Source organism: Halopelagius longus (assembly GCF_900100875.1).
Lineage (GTDB): Archaea > Halobacteriota > Halobacteria > Halobacteriales > Haloferacaceae > Halopelagius > Halopelagius longus.
This window is the reverse complement of record NZ_FNKQ01000006.1, coordinates 67,922-89,190: the sequence shown is the minus strand read 5'-3', so window position 1 is coordinate 89,190 and position 21,269 is coordinate 67,922. Positions and strand designations below refer to the sequence as shown.

Sequence of the window (21,269 nt, the reverse complement as noted above, 5' to 3'; positions counted from 1 at the left end):
GGCGTTACCGCGGGTGGCCGATGTCCGACGCCGGTTCGTCGGAACCGTAGTGGTTGTTGTTGAACTCGACGTTCTGCCAGCTGTCCGTGTGGACTTGGATGATGGCCTCGTCGGTCCATCCGCTGGGACTGCTGCGCGGTTTCTTGTCGTTGAAGAACCAGTTGTCGTGGATGTCCGCGACGTCGTCCGGGACGCCCCGGATGGCGACGGCCGGCGCGTTGCCCGAACCGCTGCGCCCGCCTTCGTCCTTGACCACGCGAACCGTGTTGTGGTGAATCTTCATCGTCTTCCCGCCCGGGCGGTGCTGGTCGAACACGTGGCTGATAGCCGGCACGTCGACGACGTTGTACCGGATTTCGTAGCCGCCGCCGTTCCCTTGGACGCTGTGGCGGTTGTGCTCGAACTTGTTGTACTCGATGATGGGGTAGTCGCTACCCTCGGTTGCGATCCCGTACCCGTGGCCCATGCGGGAGCAGTGGTGGAGGTGACAGTGGTGGACGTGCGTGTCGTCCGCGGTTCGGACGACGGCGTAGCCCCACCCGTACCCTTCGATGTTGTCGACTTCGACGCCGGAGCCGGCCGCGTCGAGTCCCAGTTCCGTGGTCTCCGTCTCGTCGACCCAGTCCCACCGGGGACCGGCGATGCGGAGCCCGGTCACGCGGGAGTTCGACTGGAGCGTGAGCATACCCCACGGGTGGCCCTTGGTGTAGAGTCGGGCGCCCTTCGCGCCGCCGATACCCCGGTTCGAGGCCAGCGTGACGCCGCTCGGGACGGTGAGCTTCGACTCGCGCATGTTGATTTCGGCGTCGCCCGCGACGTAGACCACGTCGCCGCTGGACGCGCCGTTGAGCGCGCTCTTGAGGTCCGAGAGGCTCGAGACGACTTCCGTCGCCTCGGACTCGGGGACCACGTTCGAGTAGCCCTCGCCGCCGCCGATGTGGGCCTCGTTGCTACCGCTGGAACTACTGCTGGAGTCGGAGTCGGAGCCGGAGTCGTTCGAGACGTCGCCGAAGTCCTCGGGCGACACCTCCTTCCCGTTGAGGAGGAGCCTGAAGTCGTCCGAGTTCGGGCTGAACGCCTTCAGTTCGCCCTCGAACTCGAAGCCGTCGCCGTAGCCGTTCCCGGTGAATCCGGACGCCGACCACGTCCCGTCGTCGTTCTCCGTGACCGAGTCGTTCTCCTTCTCGGCGCTCTTCTTCCCGTTGTCGAAGAGCTTGGTTATCTTCCCGGAGGTGGTGAACTCGTACGTTATCGACCCGTCGCTCACGACCTCGATCTTGTTCTTGCTCGTCTCCTCCGGCACGAGGTCCGACGAAACGTCCTTCAGCGTCGGTTTCGTGGTCACCTTCGCCGAGCCGTCGAAGTCGAACTCGGTGATGTGGCCGGTGTACTCGAAAGCGTCGACGCCGTCGGCGACACTCCCTTCGACCTTCGTGTCCGAAACCGAATCGGACAGCGTGTCTGCGACCGAAGTGTTAATCTTCTTTATCGAATCACTCACTTCGATGACATAGTGAGTTTTGTCGGTTCCCCCCCGTCCATCAACGACGACGACGGACGTATCTGCCGCACTTGCACTCGAACTCCCGAGGGCAATTGCCCCGACCGCCGCACCCGCGAGTTTGAGATAGGGTCGACGGCCCATGAGAGAGCCTCCCTCTGTATCGTCCGTGCTTCGCGCCGCGTCGGTTTCACGCCTCATTACACCCGTTTAGGATGAGCATTAGGTTATAAATTTTCCCATCCATGAATACTTCAGAACCTAGTATAGTAACTAAAAATAGACTGTGATTCAAATAAATTTTCGCCAAAACATTAAAATTCCAATGTACGAATTTGCGGCTCGGAACCCCCATCGGCGAACCCTTAACAGGGAGTTATCGCAGGACTGTGGCGACCCGTCACGCTCGCCTCGATGCGAGTTGTGTCGAAACTACATATCTGATAAATTGAACACACCTACCGGATTAATTACCATTTCCTACATTCATAATGACATTACTTCGAGGCCGCGTGCGGCGTATTTTCGACCGGCAATATTTGCCAATACACTGTATTCGTCTGACACTAAAGGGTGGCTTAGAACCGAAAACGGGGATGAAGGGGCGGGTCGAACCCGGCGCGCGGCCTCGGTGCGAGGCGGGGTTAGGCGAACCGCCGGTAGAGGTCGACCAGCACCGTCGCCGGTCGGGAACCGTGCTCGATGTCGTAGAACAGTTCGAGTTCGGGTCCGAACTTCGATTTGTACTCGTTGAGTCGCGGGTTACCCGCGCCGACGAGGTCGTACTGGTCGAGGCCGCGGTCCATCGCGTCGCTCATGATGTGCCAATCGAGCAGGTCGTTGGTGGGGATGTCCACGTCGAAGTCGGGCTTGACGCCGCCCTGCCAGCGGTGGGTCCGCCCGTCGTACTCGAACGCGAGGATACCCGTGAGGTACTCGCCGTCGGAGCGACAGACGTAGGGGCGAATCTGCCCCTCCGGGAGCGCCTCGTAGAGGCTCCGGCCGAACCCGCGGACCATGTTGAACGCCTTCCCCTGCGCCTCGTACCGGTCGCGCACCTGTTCGAGGATGCGGTCTACGTCCTCGACGGTCCCCTCCTCGACGGTGTAGGAGTCCTCGTCGGTGTTGCGGATGTTGCTGCGGGCGTCGCTGCTGAACTGCCCCAGCAGGTCGTCCTCGCCGACGGTCAGGTCCACGACGTACGTGTACTCGGGTGTGACCTCGCTCCCGTTCCACTTGAACGGACGAGCGTCGTGGTAGTCGCCCGCGGTTCGAATCTCCGCGTAGTCGTGGTCGACGTTCTCGTCGAGCCACTCCACGCACCCGTCGATGAAGCGCTTGAGGCGGCGTTCCTGCTTCCGGCGCTTCAGTTTCTGCATGTTCAGAAGCGCGGGCCCCTGACGGGGAATCCACAGCTTCGGCGGCGGTGAGAACACCGCCGTGAACGGTCCCTTCTCCATCTCGAAGAGGGGGAACAGACCGACCGGTTCCTGTCCCTTGTACCCGACGAGGGCGTGCAGTTCGGCCCCGGAGAACTCCGATTGGAGCTCCAGCGCCTTCGACTGGTGAAACAGGTTCGAATTCGGCGACTGCTCGACGTAGCTATCCCACGTACCGTACTCGTCTCGGCCTATCTCTTCGATTTCGATGCTCATTGTCAGTATGCTTTCTTCCGGTAGGCGCTCCGCGCCAGCTTGTACGCGCCCCAAAGCAGCGGCGACTGTCCCTTCTCCCACTGGAGCGTCGGAATCGGTCGCCCGCCGTACTTCTCCTTGTACCGGAACACGCCGTCTTTGAACGTCGATCCGGTGCTCCCGAAGTCGTAGTAGTTGTACCCCCGCTCTTTCCCCCACTTGATGGCGTGTTCGTGAAGGCGTTCCGAGGGGTAGTGCTCGAAGTTCGACTCGTCGCCGATGGCCGGGAAGTAGTAGTGGAGCGTGTCGCGTTCGTCGTCGAGGAAGTAGACGTACCGACCCACGTCCTCACCGTCGGCTTCGGCGGCGAATATCTTCGTGCGGTCGGGAATCTCCTCCGCCAGTCGCTCGAAGAACTCGAAGGGGTAGACGTGGCCGCGGACGCGCGTCATGTTCGCCCGGTACTGGCGGTACGTCTCTCTGAGTTCGTCGGTCGTCAGGTCCACCTCCCGGACCGTCGTCCCCGACTCCCGGCCCTTTCTGACCGCCTTGCGCCGCTCTTTGGCCATGTTCGCCTCGATGTCGTCCCAGTCGTACGTGAGGTCTATCTCGAAGCGGCAGTCGGTCAGTTTGGGCTGGTACCCCTGCTTTGCGAGGAACTTCCCGTACCGCATGTACTCCGTCTCCTTGGCCTTGATGACGTGGTTGAGGACGTTCCCGTCGCAGATTTCGTCGACGCTCTCCATCAGGAGTTCGAGGACCTCCTCCTCGTTCGTCGTTATCGCCGGGCCGCCGTACCCCGGCGTCGCGGAGATGACCCGCCTGAGCGGTGCCTCTTCGAGCGACGGCATCGCCGTGGCGGCGTCTCCGACCGACGAGAGCGGCGTGTTCTCGAACAGCGACGAGACGGACGGTAAGTCGATGTCCGTGACGAAGTTCGGAAACACCGCGACCGGATTCCCCTTCTTCTCGACGGTGACGTGTCTCGGTTCGTAGTCGAGGCTGTCCTCCACCGCTTTCAGCCACTCGTAGCGGTGGAACACGCTCCCGTTCGTCGAGTGTTCGACGACGTGGTTCCACTGGTTTTCGTTCACCGCGTCGATGCTGTCGTGTGCTCGGAACGCTAAGTCTGCCATTGTTCTGTTAGTTGTCGAGGTACCCCAAGTCGGAGAGACGCTTCTCCACGGCGTCGTCGTCCGTTTCGACGGTCTCGCGGGAGTCGAAGTCGGGGTACTCCGTCTCGCCGGCGGCCTCCACCGCGTCCAACGGGTCGCCGTCCATCCGCACGTCCGCCGGAAGCCCGAACGTCGCCAGAACCGTCGGTGCGACGTCGAACAGGTGCGCTCCGCGCACCCCGGCCGACTCGTCCACCGCCTCGCCCCGCGCGGCGACGATGCCGAACCGCTTGTGGTTCCACGGTTCGGTCGGGTCGCCGAACTGCTCGCCGTACAACTGCGCGCTGAGATAGTGGTCGAAGTTCGAGGGGACGGTCACCACGTCCACCGCGTTCTCCGCTTCCGGGCCGTAGAAGTACTTCTCGCGGCGGGCCACGTCCTCGAAGACGGGGTCGCCGTCGGGCGTCCGAACCGAACTGAGGGCCTCGATCAGTTCGTCTCTCACGTCCTCGTACCTCTCCTGCGGGACCGTTCCCTCGGGCTCCCGGCCTTCCAGGTTGATGCGGACGCCGAGTTCGATCAGGTCGCGCATGTACGCCTTCGACTCGGGAAAGGAGACGTGGGACATCCCTGCGCTCTGGACGCCCTCCGGGACGACGCGCGCTACGACGGAGTCGAGGCCCACCTTGCGCAGGGCGGTGGCGACTCGTTCCGTCGTGAGTCCGAACCTCGCCGCCGTCGAAACGGCGACTTCGAGCGGACTCCGGCCGTCTTCGTCGTCGCCCGCGGCCGGTTCCTCCTCCGAACCGCCGTGGAGGCGGTTTTCGCGTATCTTCACCCACGAGGGCATCCCCTCGCCTCCCTGCGTCGCCTCGACGTAGCCCTCGTCGCGGAGGAACTCGTTGACGCGGAACTCGTAGCGGTCGTACGGTCCCATCCCGTGGTCGCTCGCCACCACGACGTTGTCCGGGTCGCAGGCGTCGAGGATTTGGCCGACCTGTTCGTCCACCGCGCGGTACACCGCGCGGACGAGTTCCTCGTCCCCCGGGTGTTCGTGGAACACGGAGTCGGTCTGTTGGAACTCGACGAAACCGAAATCGGGGTCGAACCGGTCGGCGAGGTAGCGGAACGCCTCGCCGCGCGACCGGACGAGAGAGCGGTACGTCGCCTCGTCTTTCGTCTCGTCTACGTCCGCGTACACCCGGTACTCGCCGAGTTCGTCGCGGACGTCTTCGAGGAGGCCCTCGGGGTGACACGGCGGGTTCTCGGGCGCGACGTAGCCCGGAACGAGTGCCCCGTCGAACGACTTCGGAGGAGAGGTCACCGGAACGTTGACGACGACGCTCGTCAGCCCGTGGTGGTCGAGGAGTTCCCACAGGGACGGTTCGCGGACCCGAGTCGCGTTGACGACGTCCTCCTCGTAGCCGTCGAAGTGGAGGAATCCGAAGATGCCGTGCTTACCGGGGTTCTTCCCCGTGTACATCGAGGGCCACGCGCTGGCCGTCCAGGGCGGAATCTGGGATTCGAGCGGTCCGCCGACGCCGCCCCGAAACACCGACCGGAGGTTCGGAAGGTCGCCGGCCTCGAAGAGCGGTTCTACCACGGACTGACAGCCCGCATCGATACCGACTAAGAGCGTCGTCAGGTCGGTTCCGCGGCTCCCATCCATCACTCCTTTCCATTGCCGTATTTCGCTTTGTTATAGCGTTCCTATGGTCGATCAGGAATATTCATGCCAGCCAAATCGAGCGTCGCGCGAACGCGTCCCGAAACGGTGACCGCGGCGAAGCGGTCCGCCGTTCCGCGGATGCTCGCGTCGATGTCGTCGGTGCGAGCGGCGACGTTTGCGACGAGGAAGAAACTCGCCGCAGAGTGACTCACAGTCGCGGACACACGACTTCGAGTCGGTTCAGGAGACTGTAATCGGAAGCGTTCGCTACCGCGCGACTACTATGAGATGGCTAACAAAACACCGTCGCGAGGAAGACACCGAATCGAGCAGTTCATGTTGCACAACCGGAGAGGCGTCTGATATCTATGTTCCCACACACTCATGAGCGATAGCAACGTCGGAAACGTCGGCTCGGAACCGGTCGCGGGAAGCGGCGCGTCGCAGTCCGAAGACGTTGCCGAGGGAACCTCGGCAGCCCGCCGGATCGAACCTGGCGACGACGACGCGGCGAACCCCACCGTCTCCGTCGTCGTCGTGACGTACAACGAGGCGGACCGCATCTCCCGGTGTCTCGACTCGGTGTTCGAGCTGTGCGAGGGGATGCCGTTCGAGGTCATCCTCGTGGACTCGAACTCGTCGGACGGTACCGTCGATATCGCGCGCGAGTACCCAATCACGGTGTTACAGATACCGTCGGACGACCTCTCGACGCCCTCGGCGGGGAGGTACGTCGGAACGCACGCCGCGGACGGTGAGTTCGTCCTGTTCGTCGACGGCGACATGGACGTCACCGACGGCTGGTTACCGCGGGCGTGCGACCTTCTCCGGGAGCGCCCCGACGTGGCCGCCGTGGACGGCCACCTCAACGAGAACCGCGACCACGACGAGGTAGTGACCGTCGGCGCGGTTCGGGGCGTGGCCCTGTACGACGCGCAGAAGCTCCGAACCGTCGGCGGGTTCGACCCGTTCCTCCGGTCGCTCGAAGACATCGACCTCGGATTCCGACTCGGCGAGTCGGGGTACCGCCTCTGTCGCCTCCCCGTCGTCGTCGCGGAACATCCGGTCGCGTCCGGGCCGACGGAACCCCTCCGGAGGCTTCGGAACGGGTACGTCACGGGGGCGGGACAGGCGATTCGAAAGTCGACAGACTCGCCGCGGCGGTTGGTGCGCCACCTCCGTCGGATGCGGAACAAACTGCTCGTCGGGGCGTGGGGTGCGCTCGGCGCGTTCTCGCTCCTCTCGCCGCCACTCCTCGTCGGGTGGCTCGTAATGACGGCGGCGGGGTTCTACGCGCTCGCCTCGGAGAAGGGGTTCACCGAGGCCGTGAGTCTCATCCTCGGACAGATGCTGACGCTGTGCGGAATCATCTGGGGATTCCGCGACCCGCCGCGCCCGGCGATCGAGTATCCGCTGGACCGTATCGAGACGGTTCAGGTCGCCGATCCGTCGGTGCACACGCCCGCGGGCGAGTAGACGAAATCAGAGTCAGCGAACTGCTTCCGCGACGGAGTTCATCGTCTCGACGGTCAGCGCGGAGTCGCGGCGGCGTTCGTCCAGGTACTCCAGAATCGCTCGCACGCGCTCTCTGGTGTACTCCCGCCAGACGTTGTTCGGGTGGAGCCAGACGTGGAAGACGCCGTCTCCGTCGGCCGCTTGATCGATGCCGCGCCTCGCCGCCCGGACGATGGGGTCGCCGAGAATCGGGTCGGCGATTCGCTGCGCCGTCCCCTCGAAACTGAACAGGTACAGCGACGCGGGGACGTTCACGAGTCCGTGGTCGTCGGTTCGCGGCGCGACGAGCAACGACCGCCGGTCGAGGGGCGTCCCGCCGGTCAACGTCCGGAGGGGTTTCAGCGGCGAGTCGGCGTCGACGACGGGCGAGACGCCGCGGTAACAGGTGAAGCCGTGCTCCGCGAGCACGTCCCTGTGGCCGACGCTGTTCCGCGGGAAGGCGAAGGAGTCGAGGTCGTAGCCGCGTTCGTCGGCGAGTTCGACGCACCGCGCGACTTCGGCGTCCGCCCACGCGCGGTCGATCCGGTCGAACTCCGGATGCGAGAAGGAGTGCGAGCCGAGTTCGTGGTCCGCCGACGCGTCCGCGACGGCCTTGACGAGTCCGCCGCCGAATCGCTGGTCGGAGCCGAACCGCCCGGAGTCGCGTTCCTTCGAGAACCACCCCTCCGAGGCGGGCACGTCCGCGTGTTCGCCGTCGCAGTCTTCGAGCATCAGGTGACCGACGACGGCCCACGTCGCGGGAACGTCGTACTCGTCGAACATCGAGAGCAGCGTTCGCCACCCGGAACGCGCGTGCCGGACGCGGGCGGGCGGGTCGTCGTAATCGACGTACCCCCACCCGAGTTCGGCGTCGAGGGAGATGACGACGGAACCCATGGTACGTTCTCACCCAATCGAGAGATTGTTATTGGGCGCGTATTCCCCTAAATATACAGCATTATTGAAACGACGTATCGGCCGTATCGGAGCGCTACCGACCGCTGCGTCCGTTTCGCCGCGCGTGAAATCTACCCGTTGTATAACAAAGGACGCCGGCCGACACCGAGTCTACGAGCGCGCTCTAACGCGCAACAGGAGAGACACATGATTCAACGAACGGACGTCGGGCGAGAGTCTCCTCCCGCGGACGGACCGCTCGCAACCGGGCGAGGGAGTCGCCGTACCGGGGCGAGCGGTCGAAACGACCGCGCGGGGAGCGGGAGCGTTCGCCGACGGCGGCGAGAACGGTCGGAGAGAGCGAATCGAGCGGTGAACGACCGATGATGGGGGAGTTCACGTTCGAGAGGTACGAGGAACTCCTGCGGGCGGGTCTCGACGCCGGGTACGACCACCTCACCGTCCGCCAGTACCTCACGCGGAAGCGAGCGGACGAGTTGCCGGAACGGTTCGTCGTCCACCGCCACGACGTGGACCGGAAGCCGGAGAACGCGCTCGCGATGGCGCGTCTGGAGGCCCGACTCGACGTGCCGAGCACCTACTACTTCCGGACGATAGAGAAGGTGTTCCGCCCGGATTTGATACGCCAAATCGACGCGCTCGGCCACGAAATCGGCTACCACTACGAGGACATGGACCGGGCGGAGGGCGACGTGGCGGCGGCCCACGATAGCTTCCGGAGCGAACTCGAACGCCTCCGCGAACTCGCGGAGGTTCGGACGGCGTGCATGCACGGCAATCCGCTCACGTCGTACGATAACCGCGACATGTGGGCATCCGCCCCCGAAGGGCAGTTCGAGGAGTACGGCCTCCTCGGGGAGGCGTACCTCTCGATGGACTTCGCCGACGTCATCTACTTCTCCGACACCGGCCGGACGTGGGAGGACGGCGCGTTGAAGATAAAGGACCACACCGTCGGCGAGGACGGAAAGCAACGGCAGGTCGGGGAGACGAGCGAACTCATCGGCCTCCTCGAAAACCGGGAGATACCCCGACTCTGTCTCCTCACGCACCCGAACCGCTGGGCGAAGGACTCCACCGAGATGGTCGTCGAGAACGCGAAGGACTTCACGATGAACGCCGGCAAGCGCGTGCTCAACTTGGTGAGATGAGATGAGAGTACTGTTCGACGTCAACCACCCGGCGCAGGTTCACCTGTTCAAGAACGCGTACTGGGAACTCGAAGCCGACGGACACGGCGTCCACGTCACGTCCCGCGAGAAGGAGATAACGACAGACCTCCTCGACCAGTACGGCATCGACCACACGCCCCTCACCGCCGAACGCGACGGCGGCGCGCCCGCACTCGCCGCCGAGTGGGCCAAGCGGGAGGCGAAGATGTTCTCTCTGGCCCGGTCGTTCGACCCGGACGTGATAGTGAGTCGCCTCAATCCGCCCGCGGTACACGTCTCGCGGATGACCGGCAGTCGGAACGTCATCTTCAAGGACACCATCCTCCGCTCGCGGGCGATACGGGCGCTCTACCACGGCGCGACCTGTCCGTTCGTGGACAAGATATGCACGCCGCCGGGATTCGACGTGCCCGTCCCCGCCCGGAAACACGACATCGTCGGCTTTCAGGAACTGTCGTACCTCCACCCCGACTGGTTCGAACCCGACGCCGACGTGCTCAGGGAGTACGGCGTCGAACCGGACGACCCGTTCTTCGTCCTCCGATTCGCGGGGTGGGACGCCTACCACGACGTGGGGAGTCAGGGGCTCTCGCCGGAGGGGAAGCGAGAACTCGTCGAGTACCTCGCCGAACGCGGCGACGTGTACATCACGAGCGAGGAGGAACTTCCCCCGGAGTTCGAGGAGTACCGCATCTCCGTTCCGGCCCACCGGATTCACGACCTGCTGTACCACGCGGACCTGTACGTCGGCGACTCCCAGACGATGCCCACGGAGGCCGCACTCCTCGGCACGCCCGCGATACGCGCGAACTCCGTCGTCGGCGACGGCGACATGAACAACTTCGTCGAACTGGAGGAGGAGTACGGACTGCTGTTCTCCTACGCCGACGAGGACGCCGCGATGCGGAAGATTTCCGAGATAGTCGAGAACCCCGAGAGCGACGGCGCGTGGGAGGAACGGCGACGGCGACTCGTCGAGGACAAACCGGACGTGACGAACACCATGCTGGACCTCGTCTACGACGCCGCACACCGATGAGCGACGCTACCGCACCCGCCGAGGAGACGGCCGCGCCGCCGAACGAAGCGAACGAACCGCGGAAGCGCGACGCGCCGCCGACGGTGATGATTCTCGGCAGACACCACGTGTACGCCCTGCAGATAGCCGCCGAACTCTCCCGCGACTTGGACGCGAGAGTCGTCGGCGTCGGCGAGGAGGAGACGAACCCCATCGTGCAGTCGCGGTACTGCGATCGGGGAGTAGTCGTCCCGCCCGCCGAGGAGGACAGAGCGAAGCACGCCGCGTCGGTGCTCCGCGCCATAAAGCGGTTCCACCCCGACGTCGTCCTGCCCGTCGGCCACCTCACCGTCGAGGTGTTAGACGAGATTCGAGACGAGATTCCCGACGGCGTGGCGTTCCGCCTTCCGTCTTCGGAGGCTCTGGAGACGGCCTTCGACAAGGGCGACACCGCCGCCGTCGCCGAGAGCGTCGGCATCCGGACGCCCGAGGAGTACGGCCGACTGCCGACCGGCCCGGACGCCGACCCGCAGTTGGACGCGAGCGAACTGCCGTACCCCGTCTTCCTGAAAGCCGAGAAGGAGGCCGGCCGGAACATCGTCTCGAAAGTCGAGAGCGAGGACGACCTCTGGGAGGCCTACGAGGAGTTGCGCCACCGCGAGGAGGGCGGCGACATCATCGTCCAAGAGTACGTGGAAGGCGACGGTCACACGTACGCGATAGGTCTCCTGTTCGACGACGGGACGCCGGAACTCGAATTCGGACAGGACGAGGTTCGCTCCATCCCCCGCGAGGGCGGTACCGGAACGAGAGTGCGGATTCTGCGGGACGAGGAACTCGCCGCCAAATCGAAGGCGCTCCTCGAAGCCCTCGATTGGAACGGCGTGGCGTTGGTCGAGTACAAGCGCGCGGCGAACGGCGAGTGGGTGCTCATGGAGATAAACCCCAAGTTCTGGGCCTCCTACGCCCTCGCGAGTCGGTACGGCTATCGCTTCGCGAGCACCCTCGTCGCGAGCAGTCTCGACATTCCCCGGGAGTCGTTCGAGGGGTCGCCGTCGGAGACGGGCGAGATGGTGTTCCCCCTCCGGGAGGTGTACTTCTCGCTGAAACACGAGGAGGAGTCGCTTCCCCGGTCGCTGGCGTCGTTGGCGTGGCCGCCCGCGCGCGTCGATATCGACCCGAGGGACCTGCGCGCGTGGGTCGCACCCGGCGGACTGGCGACGTCGATGGGGTGGGCGCTGAACCTCTGGAGGGGCGGCGATGACCCGTTCTGAGGGGGAGTCCGACGGCCGAACGCTCGTCCTCCTGATGCCCGCGGACGCGGTGAAGGCGACGGTGACGTTACAGAGTCTCCTCTCGAGTGCGTCGTTTAAAGAGCGGTACGACCCGCGGGTGGTCGTGGACGACTCCGAGGGGCGACTCGTCGATTCGCTCCGGCGGCGAGGCGTCCGCTACGCCGTCGCCGAGGACCCGGGGTCGCCCGCCGCCGCCGTCGAGACGGTGACGGACGAGGAGTCGTTCGCGTATCTGGTCTCCTGCGGGTGGACGAAGTTGATTCCGGGCGACGTGATCGAGATGCCCGAGACGGCGGCGCTGAACTGCCACGGGTCGTACCTGCCGGACTACCGCGGGCCCGCGATGCACAGGGTCCAGTGGGCCAACGGCAAACGGTGGGGCGGCGCGTCCGTCCACTTCCTCACCGAGGAGTTCGACGACGGCCGAATCCTCTGTCGCGACCGGTTCAAAATCGGGCTGTTCGACACGCCGAAGGACATCCTCTGGCGGTCCGCGGAGACGACGGCGACGCTCCTTCGGGAGGCCCTGCTCTTGGTCGAAGACGGCTACGAGGGCGTCGAGAACGCCTCGGGCAGTTACTACTCCCTGACGCCGTGGAAGACGGTGCTCGTTCGCGGCGCGGTCAATCGAGCGCTGTGGGCCCTCGGGTCGGACGCCCGGTGGGAGATTCCGCCGGAGTGAACGTGAACCAATCGTTCTCACCGACTTTCCCGGCAGAAGGACTATTATACGCCCGTTAGCGCGGGGGAGACGGTGTAGCCCGCTATTAACAAAACCTCCGGAAACCGCTATCTTCGGTTATGTTTAGAGAAGTCTCCGCCGCTCACCGCCCCGAACGGCAGGTGAGAACGTGATGTCCGCGGTTCGTCACCGCCGCCGTCCGTCCAGAGAGCACGACGCTGCGGAAGAGACGCCGCGTTCGCGGGCATTCGACAGATGATACGAACGCTGCAACTCGTCACGACGCGGAGACCGTTCTTCGAACAGCAGGTGGACGTGTTGGAGGACGAGGGCGTCGTCTGCGACGTGGTGACCGTCCCGCGCCCGCCGGAGGGCACCCGGTCGCTCCGGCAGTACGCCTCGTTCTACCGGGACACCCTGCGAGAGGCGTGGAACGGCGACTACGACGTCGTACACGCGAACTACGGGCTGACCGCCCCCGCCGCCCTCGCGCAACCGACCCGTCCGGTCGTCCTCTCGCTTTGGGGGTCGGACGTGATGGGGCAGTACGGCGCTCTCAGCGAGTGGTGCGCGCAGTTGGCCGACGCCGTCATCGTGATGTCCGAGGAGATGCGCGAGGAACTCGGCGTCGAGTGCACCGTCGTCCCGCACGGCATCGACATGGACCTATTCTCGCCCGCGCCGAAGGGACCGGCGCGGGAGGAAGTCGGGTGGACGCGCGACGAGAACCACGTGCTGTTCCCGTACGACACGGCGCGCGACGCGAAGGACTACCCCCGGGCGAAACGCGTCGTCGAACGCGCCGAGAGACGACTCGGCGAGGATATCGAACTCCAGACGATTTCGGGCGTCCCGCACGAACGGATGCCGACGTACGTGAACGCCGCCGACGCCCTCCTTCTCACCTCGAAGTGGGAGGGGTCGCCGAACTCCGTCCGGGAGGCACTCGCCTGTAACCGCCCCGTCGTGACGACGGACGTGGGCGACATCGCCGAGTACGCCGCCGATATTCCGGGCGCCGTCGTCAGCGACGACGACGAAGAGTTGGCCCGCGGCGTCGCAGACGCAGTGACCGACGGCGACGCGTTCGACGGGCGCGAGCACGTGCGGGAGTACAGCCTCGAACGGATGGGAGAGAACATCATCGCGGTGTACGAGAGCGTCCTCGGAGCCCCGAGAACGGAGGTGGGCGCATGAAGCACACCCACGACCTGTTGAGCCGCCAACTCGACGTTCTCGCGGCGGCGGTCGGGCTGATAGTCGCCTTCCTGTTGTTCTTCCTGCGCTTCTACTCCTCGCAGATTTACATCACGACGATTCCGGTCCTTCTCGGCGTGGCGTGTCTGCTCTACCTGTTCGTCACGTGGTACGACAGGCGAGAGACGGAACTGCCGCGCCTCGGCGTCGCGTTCACGAAACTCTCCGTCGCGGCGGTCGCGGTCGGTATCTCGGGCTTGCTCCTCCTCGCGATTCAGGCGGGGACGCGCTCGCCCCTGTTCCTCGTTTCCAGCGGCGTCGTCGCCTCGCTCATCCTCTGTCAGGCGCTGTTCACCGACGAAGCCGAGTTCAGGCCGTGGCTGTTGCTCGCGGAGATAACGGCGCTGGCCGTCGTCGTCCGGTTCGTCGGCCTGTACACCACGCCGGGGTTCATCGGCATCGACAGTTGGACGCACATCGGCGAGTACGCCGCCTCGATTCTCCGCGCGGGGTCGCTGTCTGCCATCTCCGACGTGAAGTACGTCGCCGCCCCGTTGTACCACCTCCTCGTCGTCGTCGCCACCGAGTTCCTCGGCGTCTCGATGCGACAGGCCCTGTTCCTCACCGTCGGCACGGTCATGTCCGTCTTCTTCGTCCTCGTCTACAGCATCTCGCGGTTCTTCGTCACGCCCCGGTGGGCGGTGTTCGCGGTGGGCCTGTTCGCCGTCGGCGACCACGTCGTTCGGTGGGGACTGCACCTCATCCCGACCAGCCTCGGTCTGGCGCTGTTCCTCGGCGTCGTGTACGCGTTGGTCCGCATCTTCCACCTCGACGCGACGGCGCGCGACTACGGGCTGGTGTTGTTCTTCGGCATCGGCGTCATCCTCACCCACCAGGTGTCGGCGTTCGTGACGCTCGTGCTCCTCCTGTCGGCGGCGGCGGCGACGCTCCTGTTCGCGTACGACGTGATTCCGCGGACGGGGTGGTCGAGCGTTCGCGCGACCGACCCGAAGAAACTCCTCGGCGTCGTCGGCGTCTACACCGTCGTCCTCGTCGTCGACTGGATGCTGACGCCGATAAGCGGAACGTCGTTCGTCACGCGGATGCTCGTCCTCGTTCAGGTGACGCTCGCTCGCTCCGCGGGCTTTCTCAACCTCGCCGGCGGGAGCAGTTCGGCCGCGGCGGCCGGGGCGCAGGGTCCGCTGGCGCCGTACATCCCCTACATCAACGAACTCGGCTTCTTCCTCCTCTTTTTCCTCACGGTGTTCGGCTCGCTGGTCGTCCTCAACCGCAGTCGCCTGCGCGAGTCCGGCGTGACGCTCATCGCCGCCACCGTCGGGATGATGGTCTTCGCGTACATCCTGCCCGTGTTCGGCATCCGGACGTTCCTCCCCGGTCGCTGGATAGCGTTCATGTACGTCCCGATGGTCGTCATCGGGACCATCGGACTGTACGCGCTGGCGCGCAACCTCCCCTCGAGGGGCATCGTCGCCGCAGTCGTGGTGTTCGCGCTGGTGTTCCCGGGCGCGATGCTCGTCGCGGACAAGGCGACGATAGACGACCCGGTGTTCGATAACTACAACCCGCGGTACTCGAACACGGAGTCCGAACTGGCGGCGATAAACACCATTCGGGCGACGAACCCGTCGCCGAGCGCACCGCTCTACACCGACCACCCCTACCGAGCGATGATAACGCGCGCCGGGGGGCACTTGGCGGTGCCGATAGAGTTGAACGACCGGGGTGAACCCGTCGCGCAGGGCGTCACCGTCTACAGGGAGTACCAGTCCTACGGCGCGTCGATGTACGCGACCGGCGAGGAAGACTCCGTCGTGGTACGCGACTTCTCGTCGCGACAGATCTGTCCGCCGGACCAGCACATGCTGTACGACAACGGCGACGTGCAGATGTGTTCGATCGTAGTGGGGTAGTGGGGTGATGACGCACTGACCCCCGCTCTCGGACGCCAATAAGCCCGGCGTCGGGCGCTATGCGTCGTATAACAAAGCCTCCTCCCGAATCACGCGACTGTATGGCAGAGAAGCGAACGCCGCAGGCGTCGCGCGCGGGTCGTCCGTGGGACTTGGTCGTCGTCGTACTGGCGACGCTACTGGCCGCCGCGATGGTCTTCGTCCCCTTTTTCTCGGGGTCTCCGATTCAGGTCGTCTTCGTGTTACCGCTCCTCGTCTTCCTACCGGGGTACGCCTTCGTCTCCGCACTCTACGTCAGGCGGGCCGCGGTTCGGGAGGCGAACGGCGAAGAGGTGATTCCGCGGTTGGCGCGGGGACTCGACGGGCCGGCGAGAGTCGTGCTCTCGGTCCTCGCCAGCGTGATACTCGTCTCGGCGACGGCGCTGGCGGTGAACTTCACCCCGTTCGGCGTCCGGCGCGTCCCGATGGTCGTCGCGGTGACGGCGCTCACGTTGGCGTTCGCGGTAGCCGCCGTCGCGCGCCGGTCGTCGGTCCCCCGGCGGGAGCGCTTTACCCCCGCCGTCCCCTCGGCCGTCGCGGGCGGGTGGTCGTTCCGCGGCGACTCAACCGTCGGGACTGCCCTGAACGTCGTCTTGGCGGCGAGCCTCTTTCTCGCACTCGCCACGACGGCGTACGCCCTCGCCGCGCCGCCGTCCCCGCAGGGCGACTCGTTCACCGAGTTCTACGTCCTCTCGGAGAACGAGTCCGGCGAACTCGTCGCGAACGACTACCCGCGCGACCTCACCGTCGGCGAACCGACGCAGTTGACCGCGGCGGTGGCGAACCACGAAGGGCAGTCGCAGGAGTACACCGTCGTCGTCCTCCAACAGCGAGTCCGGACCAACGGAAGCGGAAACGACACCGAGGTGGTCGCGAGCGAGGAGTTGCGGCGCCTGAACGCGAGCGTCGAGAGCGGAGAGACGGCGTACCTCAACCACTCGGTGACGCCGGCGGCGAGCGGTGAGGACGTCCGCCTGACGTACCTGCTGTACCGCGGCGACGCTCCGGCCGACCCGACCGCCGAAGACGCCTACCGGACCCTCAGACTGTACGTCGACGTCTCGGAGGGAAGCGCCTGACCGCTCGCGCCTTCTCGACGCGGAACACCGTCTTCGCACGCCGTTAACGCCGTGTTAGCCGTTGGACGGTACGCGGGACTCGCGCACGCGAGTTGTATGTAGAGTATAACAATGCCCCGAGGAGGGGTACGAAGACGGCATACGGGACATCCGCCGCGCGGTCTGACGGAGACGGCGGCGTACTTTCACGACAATGTACAAGGAACACACAGTCGGCGTCGTCGTACCAGCGTACAACGAAGAACCGTTCGTCTACGACGTCCTCGCGACGGTTCCCGAGTTCGTCGATAGGGTGTACGTCATCGACGACGCCTCCACCGACGGGACGTGGGACGAGATTCGGCGATTCGCCGAGGAGGACGACGAGGGGCGAGTCGTGCCGATTCAACACGAGGAGAACCGCGGCGTCGGGGGAGCCATCAAGACCGGCTACCTCCGGGCGAGAGACGAGGAGATAGACGTGACGACGGTGATGGGGGCGGACGGACAGATGGACCCCGACCAGTTGAGCACCGTCATCGACCCGATAATCGAGGGCGAGGCGGACTACGCGAAGGGCAACCGACTGCTGGACGCCGAGGACAGGGCGGACATGCCGACGTTCCGGTTCGTCGGCAACGTCATCCTCACGTACCTCACGAAGATATCGAGCGGATACTGGGGCATCGGCGACCCGCAGAACGGCTACACGGCCATCTCGCTGGAGGCGTTGGAGGCCGTCGATATCGAGGAGATGTACGAGTTCTACGGCTACTGCAACGACCTCCTCGTGAAACTCAACGTCGCGGAGATGCACGTCGCGGACGTGCCCGTTCCGGGCATCTACGAGGACGAGGAGAGCCACATCCGGTACTCGACGTACATTCCGAACGTCTCGGGGATGCTACTGCGGAACTTCCTGTGGCGCATCACCCTCCAGTACCTCCCGGCGGGCGTCTACGCCCCGGCGGCCCTGTACGGCCTGAGCCTGTTCGCCGGACTCGCCGGCGTCGCGAGCGTCGCGCGTTCGGCCGTCGAACGCGACGGCGAGTCGAACGGCGGCGTCGTCAGATTCGCGCTCAGCGCCGCACTCGTCCTCGTGGCGATGGTGGCGGACAAACGCGTCAACGACCACCTCGACGCGCGCTACGACCGCGAGGAAGACGCCTAGCGGTCGGTCGTCGCGTCACTCCTCGGCGCCGTCCACCTCGAACGACGACGCGTCCGGCAGGTCGGCGATGTCGTCTTCGACGCCCACGTACGTCGCGTCCGCCACGCCGTCGTCGAACGACTCGTCGTCGGGATACTCTTTCACCGTCAGAACGCGCCCGTCCGCGAGAGCGAAGACGACTTCGCGCGTCCCGTCGGGATGGCGGTACTCGTCACCCTTCGAGGTGTCCTCGGGGTCGTACGTCATACGAACTGTTCGCACTCTGAAATATATAGTCTTTTGCGCCGCGCAATTCGACGCCGGTCTGTCGAACGACACCTTCCGAGCCGAGACAGTCCGGAGAAACCGACGGCTCGGGCGCGTTCGCTGGAATGGTCGGAAACCCGAAACTAATCGTCGAAACGTCGCGTTTTTCCGACCGGAAGAGGGGACATAACGATTGGCTTCGTGGGGGAGAGTACAGACCATGTTGGAGCCGCAGGTGTGCACCGGCGTCGAGACGAGTTTTACGCGCGAGGAGGACGCGGAATGAACCGCCGTCAGTTCCTGAAGTACGGCGGACTGTCCGCCCTCGGCGTCGCTGTGGCCGGATGCGGCGGCGACACCGGACCGGAGCCGACCGGCGAAACGGGGGGACCGACCGACGCGAACCCCAACATCGAACGGCCGGAGTCGCTCCAGAGTCGGTTCGGCACGGTGAAGAACGTCGCCGACGCCGGGATTACGCCGGGCGGCGACGAACCGATAGACGAGCAACTCAACAATCTGCTCGCGGACGACACGCTTCTGGTCTTTCCGGGCGGTAAGTACCCGGTTCAGAAGCTGGAATTCAACGGATACACGAACACCGGGCTGATTTCGGAGAAGGGGGCCGCGCCGACTATCGTCCCCACCGTCCCGGCCACGGAGATAGACAACCTGTTCGTTCGATTCCTCGAAGTCGAGGACTTCTACATCGACGGGATGAACTTCGACTTCACGAAGGACGGCCACGGGGGCGTCATCCAGATTCTCGGCAACGGCAACTTCGTCGCGCGCAACCTCCGCATACAGGGGAAGATGCCGGACAAGCGACTGCCGAGCAATCCCGCGGCGTTCCACTTCGACGTCCACGACGGGTCGAGTCGCGGCGTCGTCGAGAACATCGTCGCCAAGGACGGCGGCCACAACGGCGGGAACGCCATCGGAATCTACGTCGGAAAGGAACACGCCGGAGAGATCGTCATCCGGAACTGCAAGGTCGAGAACTTCCCGAACAACGGCCTGTACGCCTCCGCGCCCGGTCGGAGCGAACCCAACTTCCAAGGACAGGACGGCCCCGTCCACGTCGAAGGAGGGGTGTACAAGAACAACAACATCGCGAACATCCGCATCGGTTCGACCGATTCGACGGTCAAGAACGCCCGCGTCGTCGTAGACAAGGTGCCGCCGCACCCCGACGGGTTGCTGAACGTCCGCGGCATCCGCCTCAGAGGGAAGCACGGACAGGTCGTCGAGAACTGCAAGATACGGCTGGGCAAGAACGCCGGCACCGGGTTCGGCGCACTCGTCTTCCACCCCGACACGGGCCGGGCGACGGTACGCGACACGAACATCGTGGTGGACCGAAACGGCATCCACGCCATCAACGCGCTTCCGGTTCAGCGGTCCGGCGCGCCGACCGGTTCGAAGTTCCAGAACGTCGAAGTCAGCGGGGCGGCGGCGTACGGGCGCGCCGTCGCCATCAAACAGCGCGACGGTACCTCCTTCGAGAACTGCCGCGTCGTCCAAGAGGGCCAGCAACGAACCGGGTTCAAGTTCGTGGACTCGAAGGACTGCTCGGTCGTCGGAACGACCATCAAGGTGACCGGACAGCCCATCTCGAAGGTGAACTCCTCCATCAACACGGAGAACCTCTCTATCGAGCAGTTGGACGTCGGCGGGTAGCCGCCGAGAAGGGAGGAGTCGCCGAGCGAAGCGGCGTTACAGAGCAAAGAGAGACCACGGAGCGAAGAGAAGTCGGAACGCGAGAGACGGTCGCGGCGGGCATCACCCGCTTCCGATCGTGTAGACGCGGTGGCCCGTCTCGGTTTCGCCGAGAGCGTCGCGCCCGTCGATTATCACCAGGTCGTCGAAGGCGTCCCAATCGAGCGTCAGGAACTCCTCGTGGGGCGTGACGAGGACGACGGCGTCGGGGTCCGTCTCCGTCACCTCGTCGCTCTCGACGGGCGTGGCGTCGAACTCCTCGAAGTCCGATCCCGACAGCATCGGGTCCGCGGCGAGGACGCTCGCGCCGAGGCCGGAGAGTCGCTCGATGATGGGTTTCGCGGGCGTCGCCGCCGTCTCCGCGACGCCGGGACGGTAGGTGAGGCCCAACACGAGGACGGTGGCGTCGGCGGCGTCGCGACCGGTCGCGTCGAGTTCCTCGCGGACCTTCCGGACGGTGAACTCGGGCATGCTGTCGTTGACCTCCCGAGCGGTGTGGATTAGCGGCGTCTCGCTCTCCACCCGTGTGGTGACGAAGTACGGGTAGTAGGGGATGCAGTGGCCGCCGACGCCCGGTCCGGGGTCGTGGATGTCGCAGAACGGTTGCGTGTTGGCCGTCTCGATGGCCTCGTTCACGTCGATGTCGAGTTCGTCGCGGATGCGGGCCAACTCGTTCGCCAAGGCGATGTTCACGTCGCGGTAGAGCCCCTCGAACAGTTTGACGGACTCCGCCGTCGTCGCGTCCGAGACGGGGAGCACCTCGTTCGTCGTTATCTCGCCGTAGACGAGTTCCGCGACGCGGGTGCTCTCGTCGTCGATGCCGCCGACGACCTTCGGGTGCGACCCGCGGATGTCCTTCAGCGCTCGCCCGCTAGAGGTCCGCTCCGGGCAGAACGCGACGCCGTACTCGCCGGGTTCGAGGCCGCCCTCCTCGCGGACGAGGGAGGTGACCATCTGCTCGCACGTCCCCGGCGGGACGGTGCACTCCACCACGACGGTGTCGCCGGGGTCGATGCCCGACCCGATACCGCGGACGACCGCCTCCAACGCAGAGAGGTCCGGGGTCCGGTCGTCCGTCAACGGCGTCGGGACGATGACGACGTGGTGGGCGGCCTCGGCCGCCGCCTCGTCGATGGCCGTCGTCGCGCGGAGGTGGCCGCGTTCGACCTGTTCTGCGACGAGTTCGTCCAGTCCGGGCTCTCGGTCCACGTGGCACTCGCCGTCGTTGATACCGCGGACCACGTCCTCGTCGATGTCCACGCCGAGGACGTTGCCCGTCGTCTCCGCGTAGACGCCCGCGAGGGGAAGTCCCATCTTCCCGAGTCCGTAGACGGCGACCGGAACCGACCCATCGAGGAACGCCTCGCGCCGTTCCGCCTCCGAGAGGGGGGCGTCGTAGAGTCCCGTCAC

Annotated in this window: 18 protein-coding genes; 11 read left to right on the top strand and 7 right to left on the bottom strand. The window is 65.3% G+C overall.

The features are described 5' to 3' along the window. Positions 1-4 precede the first annotated feature (4 nt). From BLS11_RS17990 to BLS11_RS17975, 4 genes are all read right to left on the bottom strand, one after another. Positions 5-1,645 carry a hypothetical protein gene (locus tag BLS11_RS17990; RefSeq protein ID WP_139172824.1) on the bottom strand — a complete coding sequence of 547 codons (1,641 nt, stop codon included), beginning with the start codon at positions 1,643-1,645 and terminating at the stop codon, positions 5-7. Positions 1,646-2,145: 500 nt separating this feature from the next. Further along, positions 2,146-3,156 carry a lipid II:glycine glycyltransferase FemX gene (locus BLS11_RS17985; RefSeq protein ID WP_092539188.1) on the bottom strand — a complete coding sequence of 337 codons (1,011 nt, stop codon included), beginning with the start codon at positions 3,154-3,156 and terminating at the stop codon, positions 2,146-2,148. 2 nt (positions 3,157-3,158) lie between these two features. Further along, on the bottom strand, positions 3,159-4,271 hold the full coding sequence (locus BLS11_RS17980) for a lipid II:glycine glycyltransferase FemX (protein ID WP_092539187.1): 1,113 nt from the start codon (positions 4,269-4,271) through the stop codon (positions 3,159-3,161). A 7-nt stretch (positions 4,272-4,278) separates the two neighbouring features. Next, positions 4,279-5,919: an alkaline phosphatase family protein gene (locus BLS11_RS17975; RefSeq protein WP_092539186.1), complete on the bottom strand. Its 1,641-nt coding sequence runs from the start codon at positions 5,917-5,919 to the stop codon at positions 4,279-4,281. Between the two features lie 63 nt (positions 5,920-5,982). On the opposite strand from BLS11_RS17975, the gene BLS11_RS19570 reads away from it, so the two are divergent. Together BLS11_RS19570 and BLS11_RS17970 are read left to right on the top strand one after the other, a co-directional pair. Then, on the top strand, positions 5,983-6,126 hold the full coding sequence (locus BLS11_RS19570; RefSeq protein ID WP_175454499.1) for a hypothetical protein: 144 nt from the start codon (positions 5,983-5,985) through the stop codon (positions 6,124-6,126). 177 nt (positions 6,127-6,303) lie between these two features. Further along, complete coding sequence (locus BLS11_RS17970; protein WP_092539185.1) at positions 6,304-7,395, top strand: glycosyltransferase family 2 protein; 1,092 nt, start codon at positions 6,304-6,306, stop codon at positions 7,393-7,395. A 12-nt stretch (positions 7,396-7,407) separates the two neighbouring features. On the opposite strand, the gene BLS11_RS17965 is transcribed toward BLS11_RS17970, so the two are convergent. Continuing rightward, positions 7,408-8,310 (bottom strand): polysaccharide deacetylase family protein, encoded by a 903-nt coding sequence (locus tag BLS11_RS17965; RefSeq protein WP_092539184.1) that lies wholly within the window; start codon positions 8,308-8,310, stop codon positions 7,408-7,410. 383 nt (positions 8,311-8,693) lie between these two features. Here BLS11_RS17965 and BLS11_RS17960 point away from each other — a divergent pair, with 383 nt between their 5' ends. The 8 genes from BLS11_RS17960 to BLS11_RS17925 all read left to right on the top strand — a co-directional run bounded on the left by BLS11_RS17960 (position 8,694) and on the right by BLS11_RS17925 (position 17,894). Beyond that, entirely contained in the window at positions 8,694-9,482 is a 789-nt protein-coding gene (locus BLS11_RS17960; protein WP_092539183.1) for a polysaccharide deacetylase family protein, read from the top strand. A 1-nt stretch (position 9,483) separates the two neighbouring features. Beyond that, on the top strand, positions 9,484-10,542 hold the full coding sequence (locus BLS11_RS17955; protein ID WP_092539182.1) for a DUF354 domain-containing protein: 1,059 nt from the start codon (positions 9,484-9,486) through the stop codon (positions 10,540-10,542). Next, positions 10,539-11,795 (top strand): carboxylate--amine ligase, encoded by a 1,257-nt coding sequence (locus BLS11_RS17950; RefSeq protein ID WP_092539181.1) that lies wholly within the window; start codon positions 10,539-10,541, stop codon positions 11,793-11,795. The genes BLS11_RS17955 and BLS11_RS17950 overlap by 4 nt, the downstream gene beginning before the upstream one ends. After that, the gene (locus BLS11_RS17945; protein WP_092539180.1) at positions 11,782-12,498 is read left to right on the top strand and encodes a formyltransferase family protein; all 717 of its coding nucleotides are present in this window, start codon (positions 11,782-11,784) and stop codon (positions 12,496-12,498) included. The genes BLS11_RS17950 and BLS11_RS17945 overlap by 14 nt, the downstream gene beginning before the upstream one ends. Before the next feature lie 255 nt (positions 12,499-12,753). Continuing rightward, complete coding sequence (locus BLS11_RS17940; RefSeq protein ID WP_092539179.1) at positions 12,754-13,695, top strand: glycosyltransferase family 4 protein; 942 nt, start codon at positions 12,754-12,756, stop codon at positions 13,693-13,695. After that, on the top strand, positions 13,692-15,626 hold the full coding sequence (locus BLS11_RS17935; RefSeq protein ID WP_092539178.1) for a DMT family transporter: 1,935 nt from the start codon (positions 13,692-13,694) through the stop codon (positions 15,624-15,626). Before BLS11_RS17940 ends, BLS11_RS17935 begins: the two co-directional genes overlap by 4 nt. Positions 15,627-15,727: 101 nt before the next feature. Next, positions 15,728-16,744 (top strand): DUF1616 domain-containing protein, encoded by a 1,017-nt coding sequence (locus BLS11_RS17930; protein WP_175454498.1) that lies wholly within the window; start codon positions 15,728-15,730, stop codon positions 16,742-16,744. 193 nt (positions 16,745-16,937) lie between these two features. Beyond that, positions 16,938-17,894: a glycosyltransferase family 2 protein gene (locus BLS11_RS17925; protein WP_092539176.1), complete on the top strand. Its 957-nt coding sequence runs from the start codon at positions 16,938-16,940 to the stop codon at positions 17,892-17,894. Between the two features lie 15 nt (positions 17,895-17,909). Here BLS11_RS17925 and BLS11_RS17920 read toward each other — a convergent pair whose 3' ends face one another. Next, complete coding sequence (locus BLS11_RS17920) at positions 17,910-18,140, bottom strand: hypothetical protein (RefSeq protein ID WP_092539175.1); 231 nt, start codon at positions 18,138-18,140, stop codon at positions 17,910-17,912. Between the two features lie 282 nt (positions 18,141-18,422). Here BLS11_RS17920 and BLS11_RS17915 point away from each other — a divergent pair, with 282 nt between their 5' ends. Then, positions 18,423-19,820, top strand: a complete 1,398-nt coding sequence (locus BLS11_RS17915; RefSeq protein WP_092539174.1) for a twin-arginine translocation signal domain-containing protein — start codon at positions 18,423-18,425, stop codon at positions 19,818-19,820. A gap of 102 nt (positions 19,821-19,922) precedes the next feature. Here BLS11_RS17915 and BLS11_RS17910 read toward each other — a convergent pair whose 3' ends face one another. Further along, positions 19,923-21,269: a nucleotide sugar dehydrogenase gene (locus BLS11_RS17910; protein WP_092539173.1), complete on the bottom strand. Its 1,347-nt coding sequence runs from the start codon at positions 21,267-21,269 to the stop codon at positions 19,923-19,925.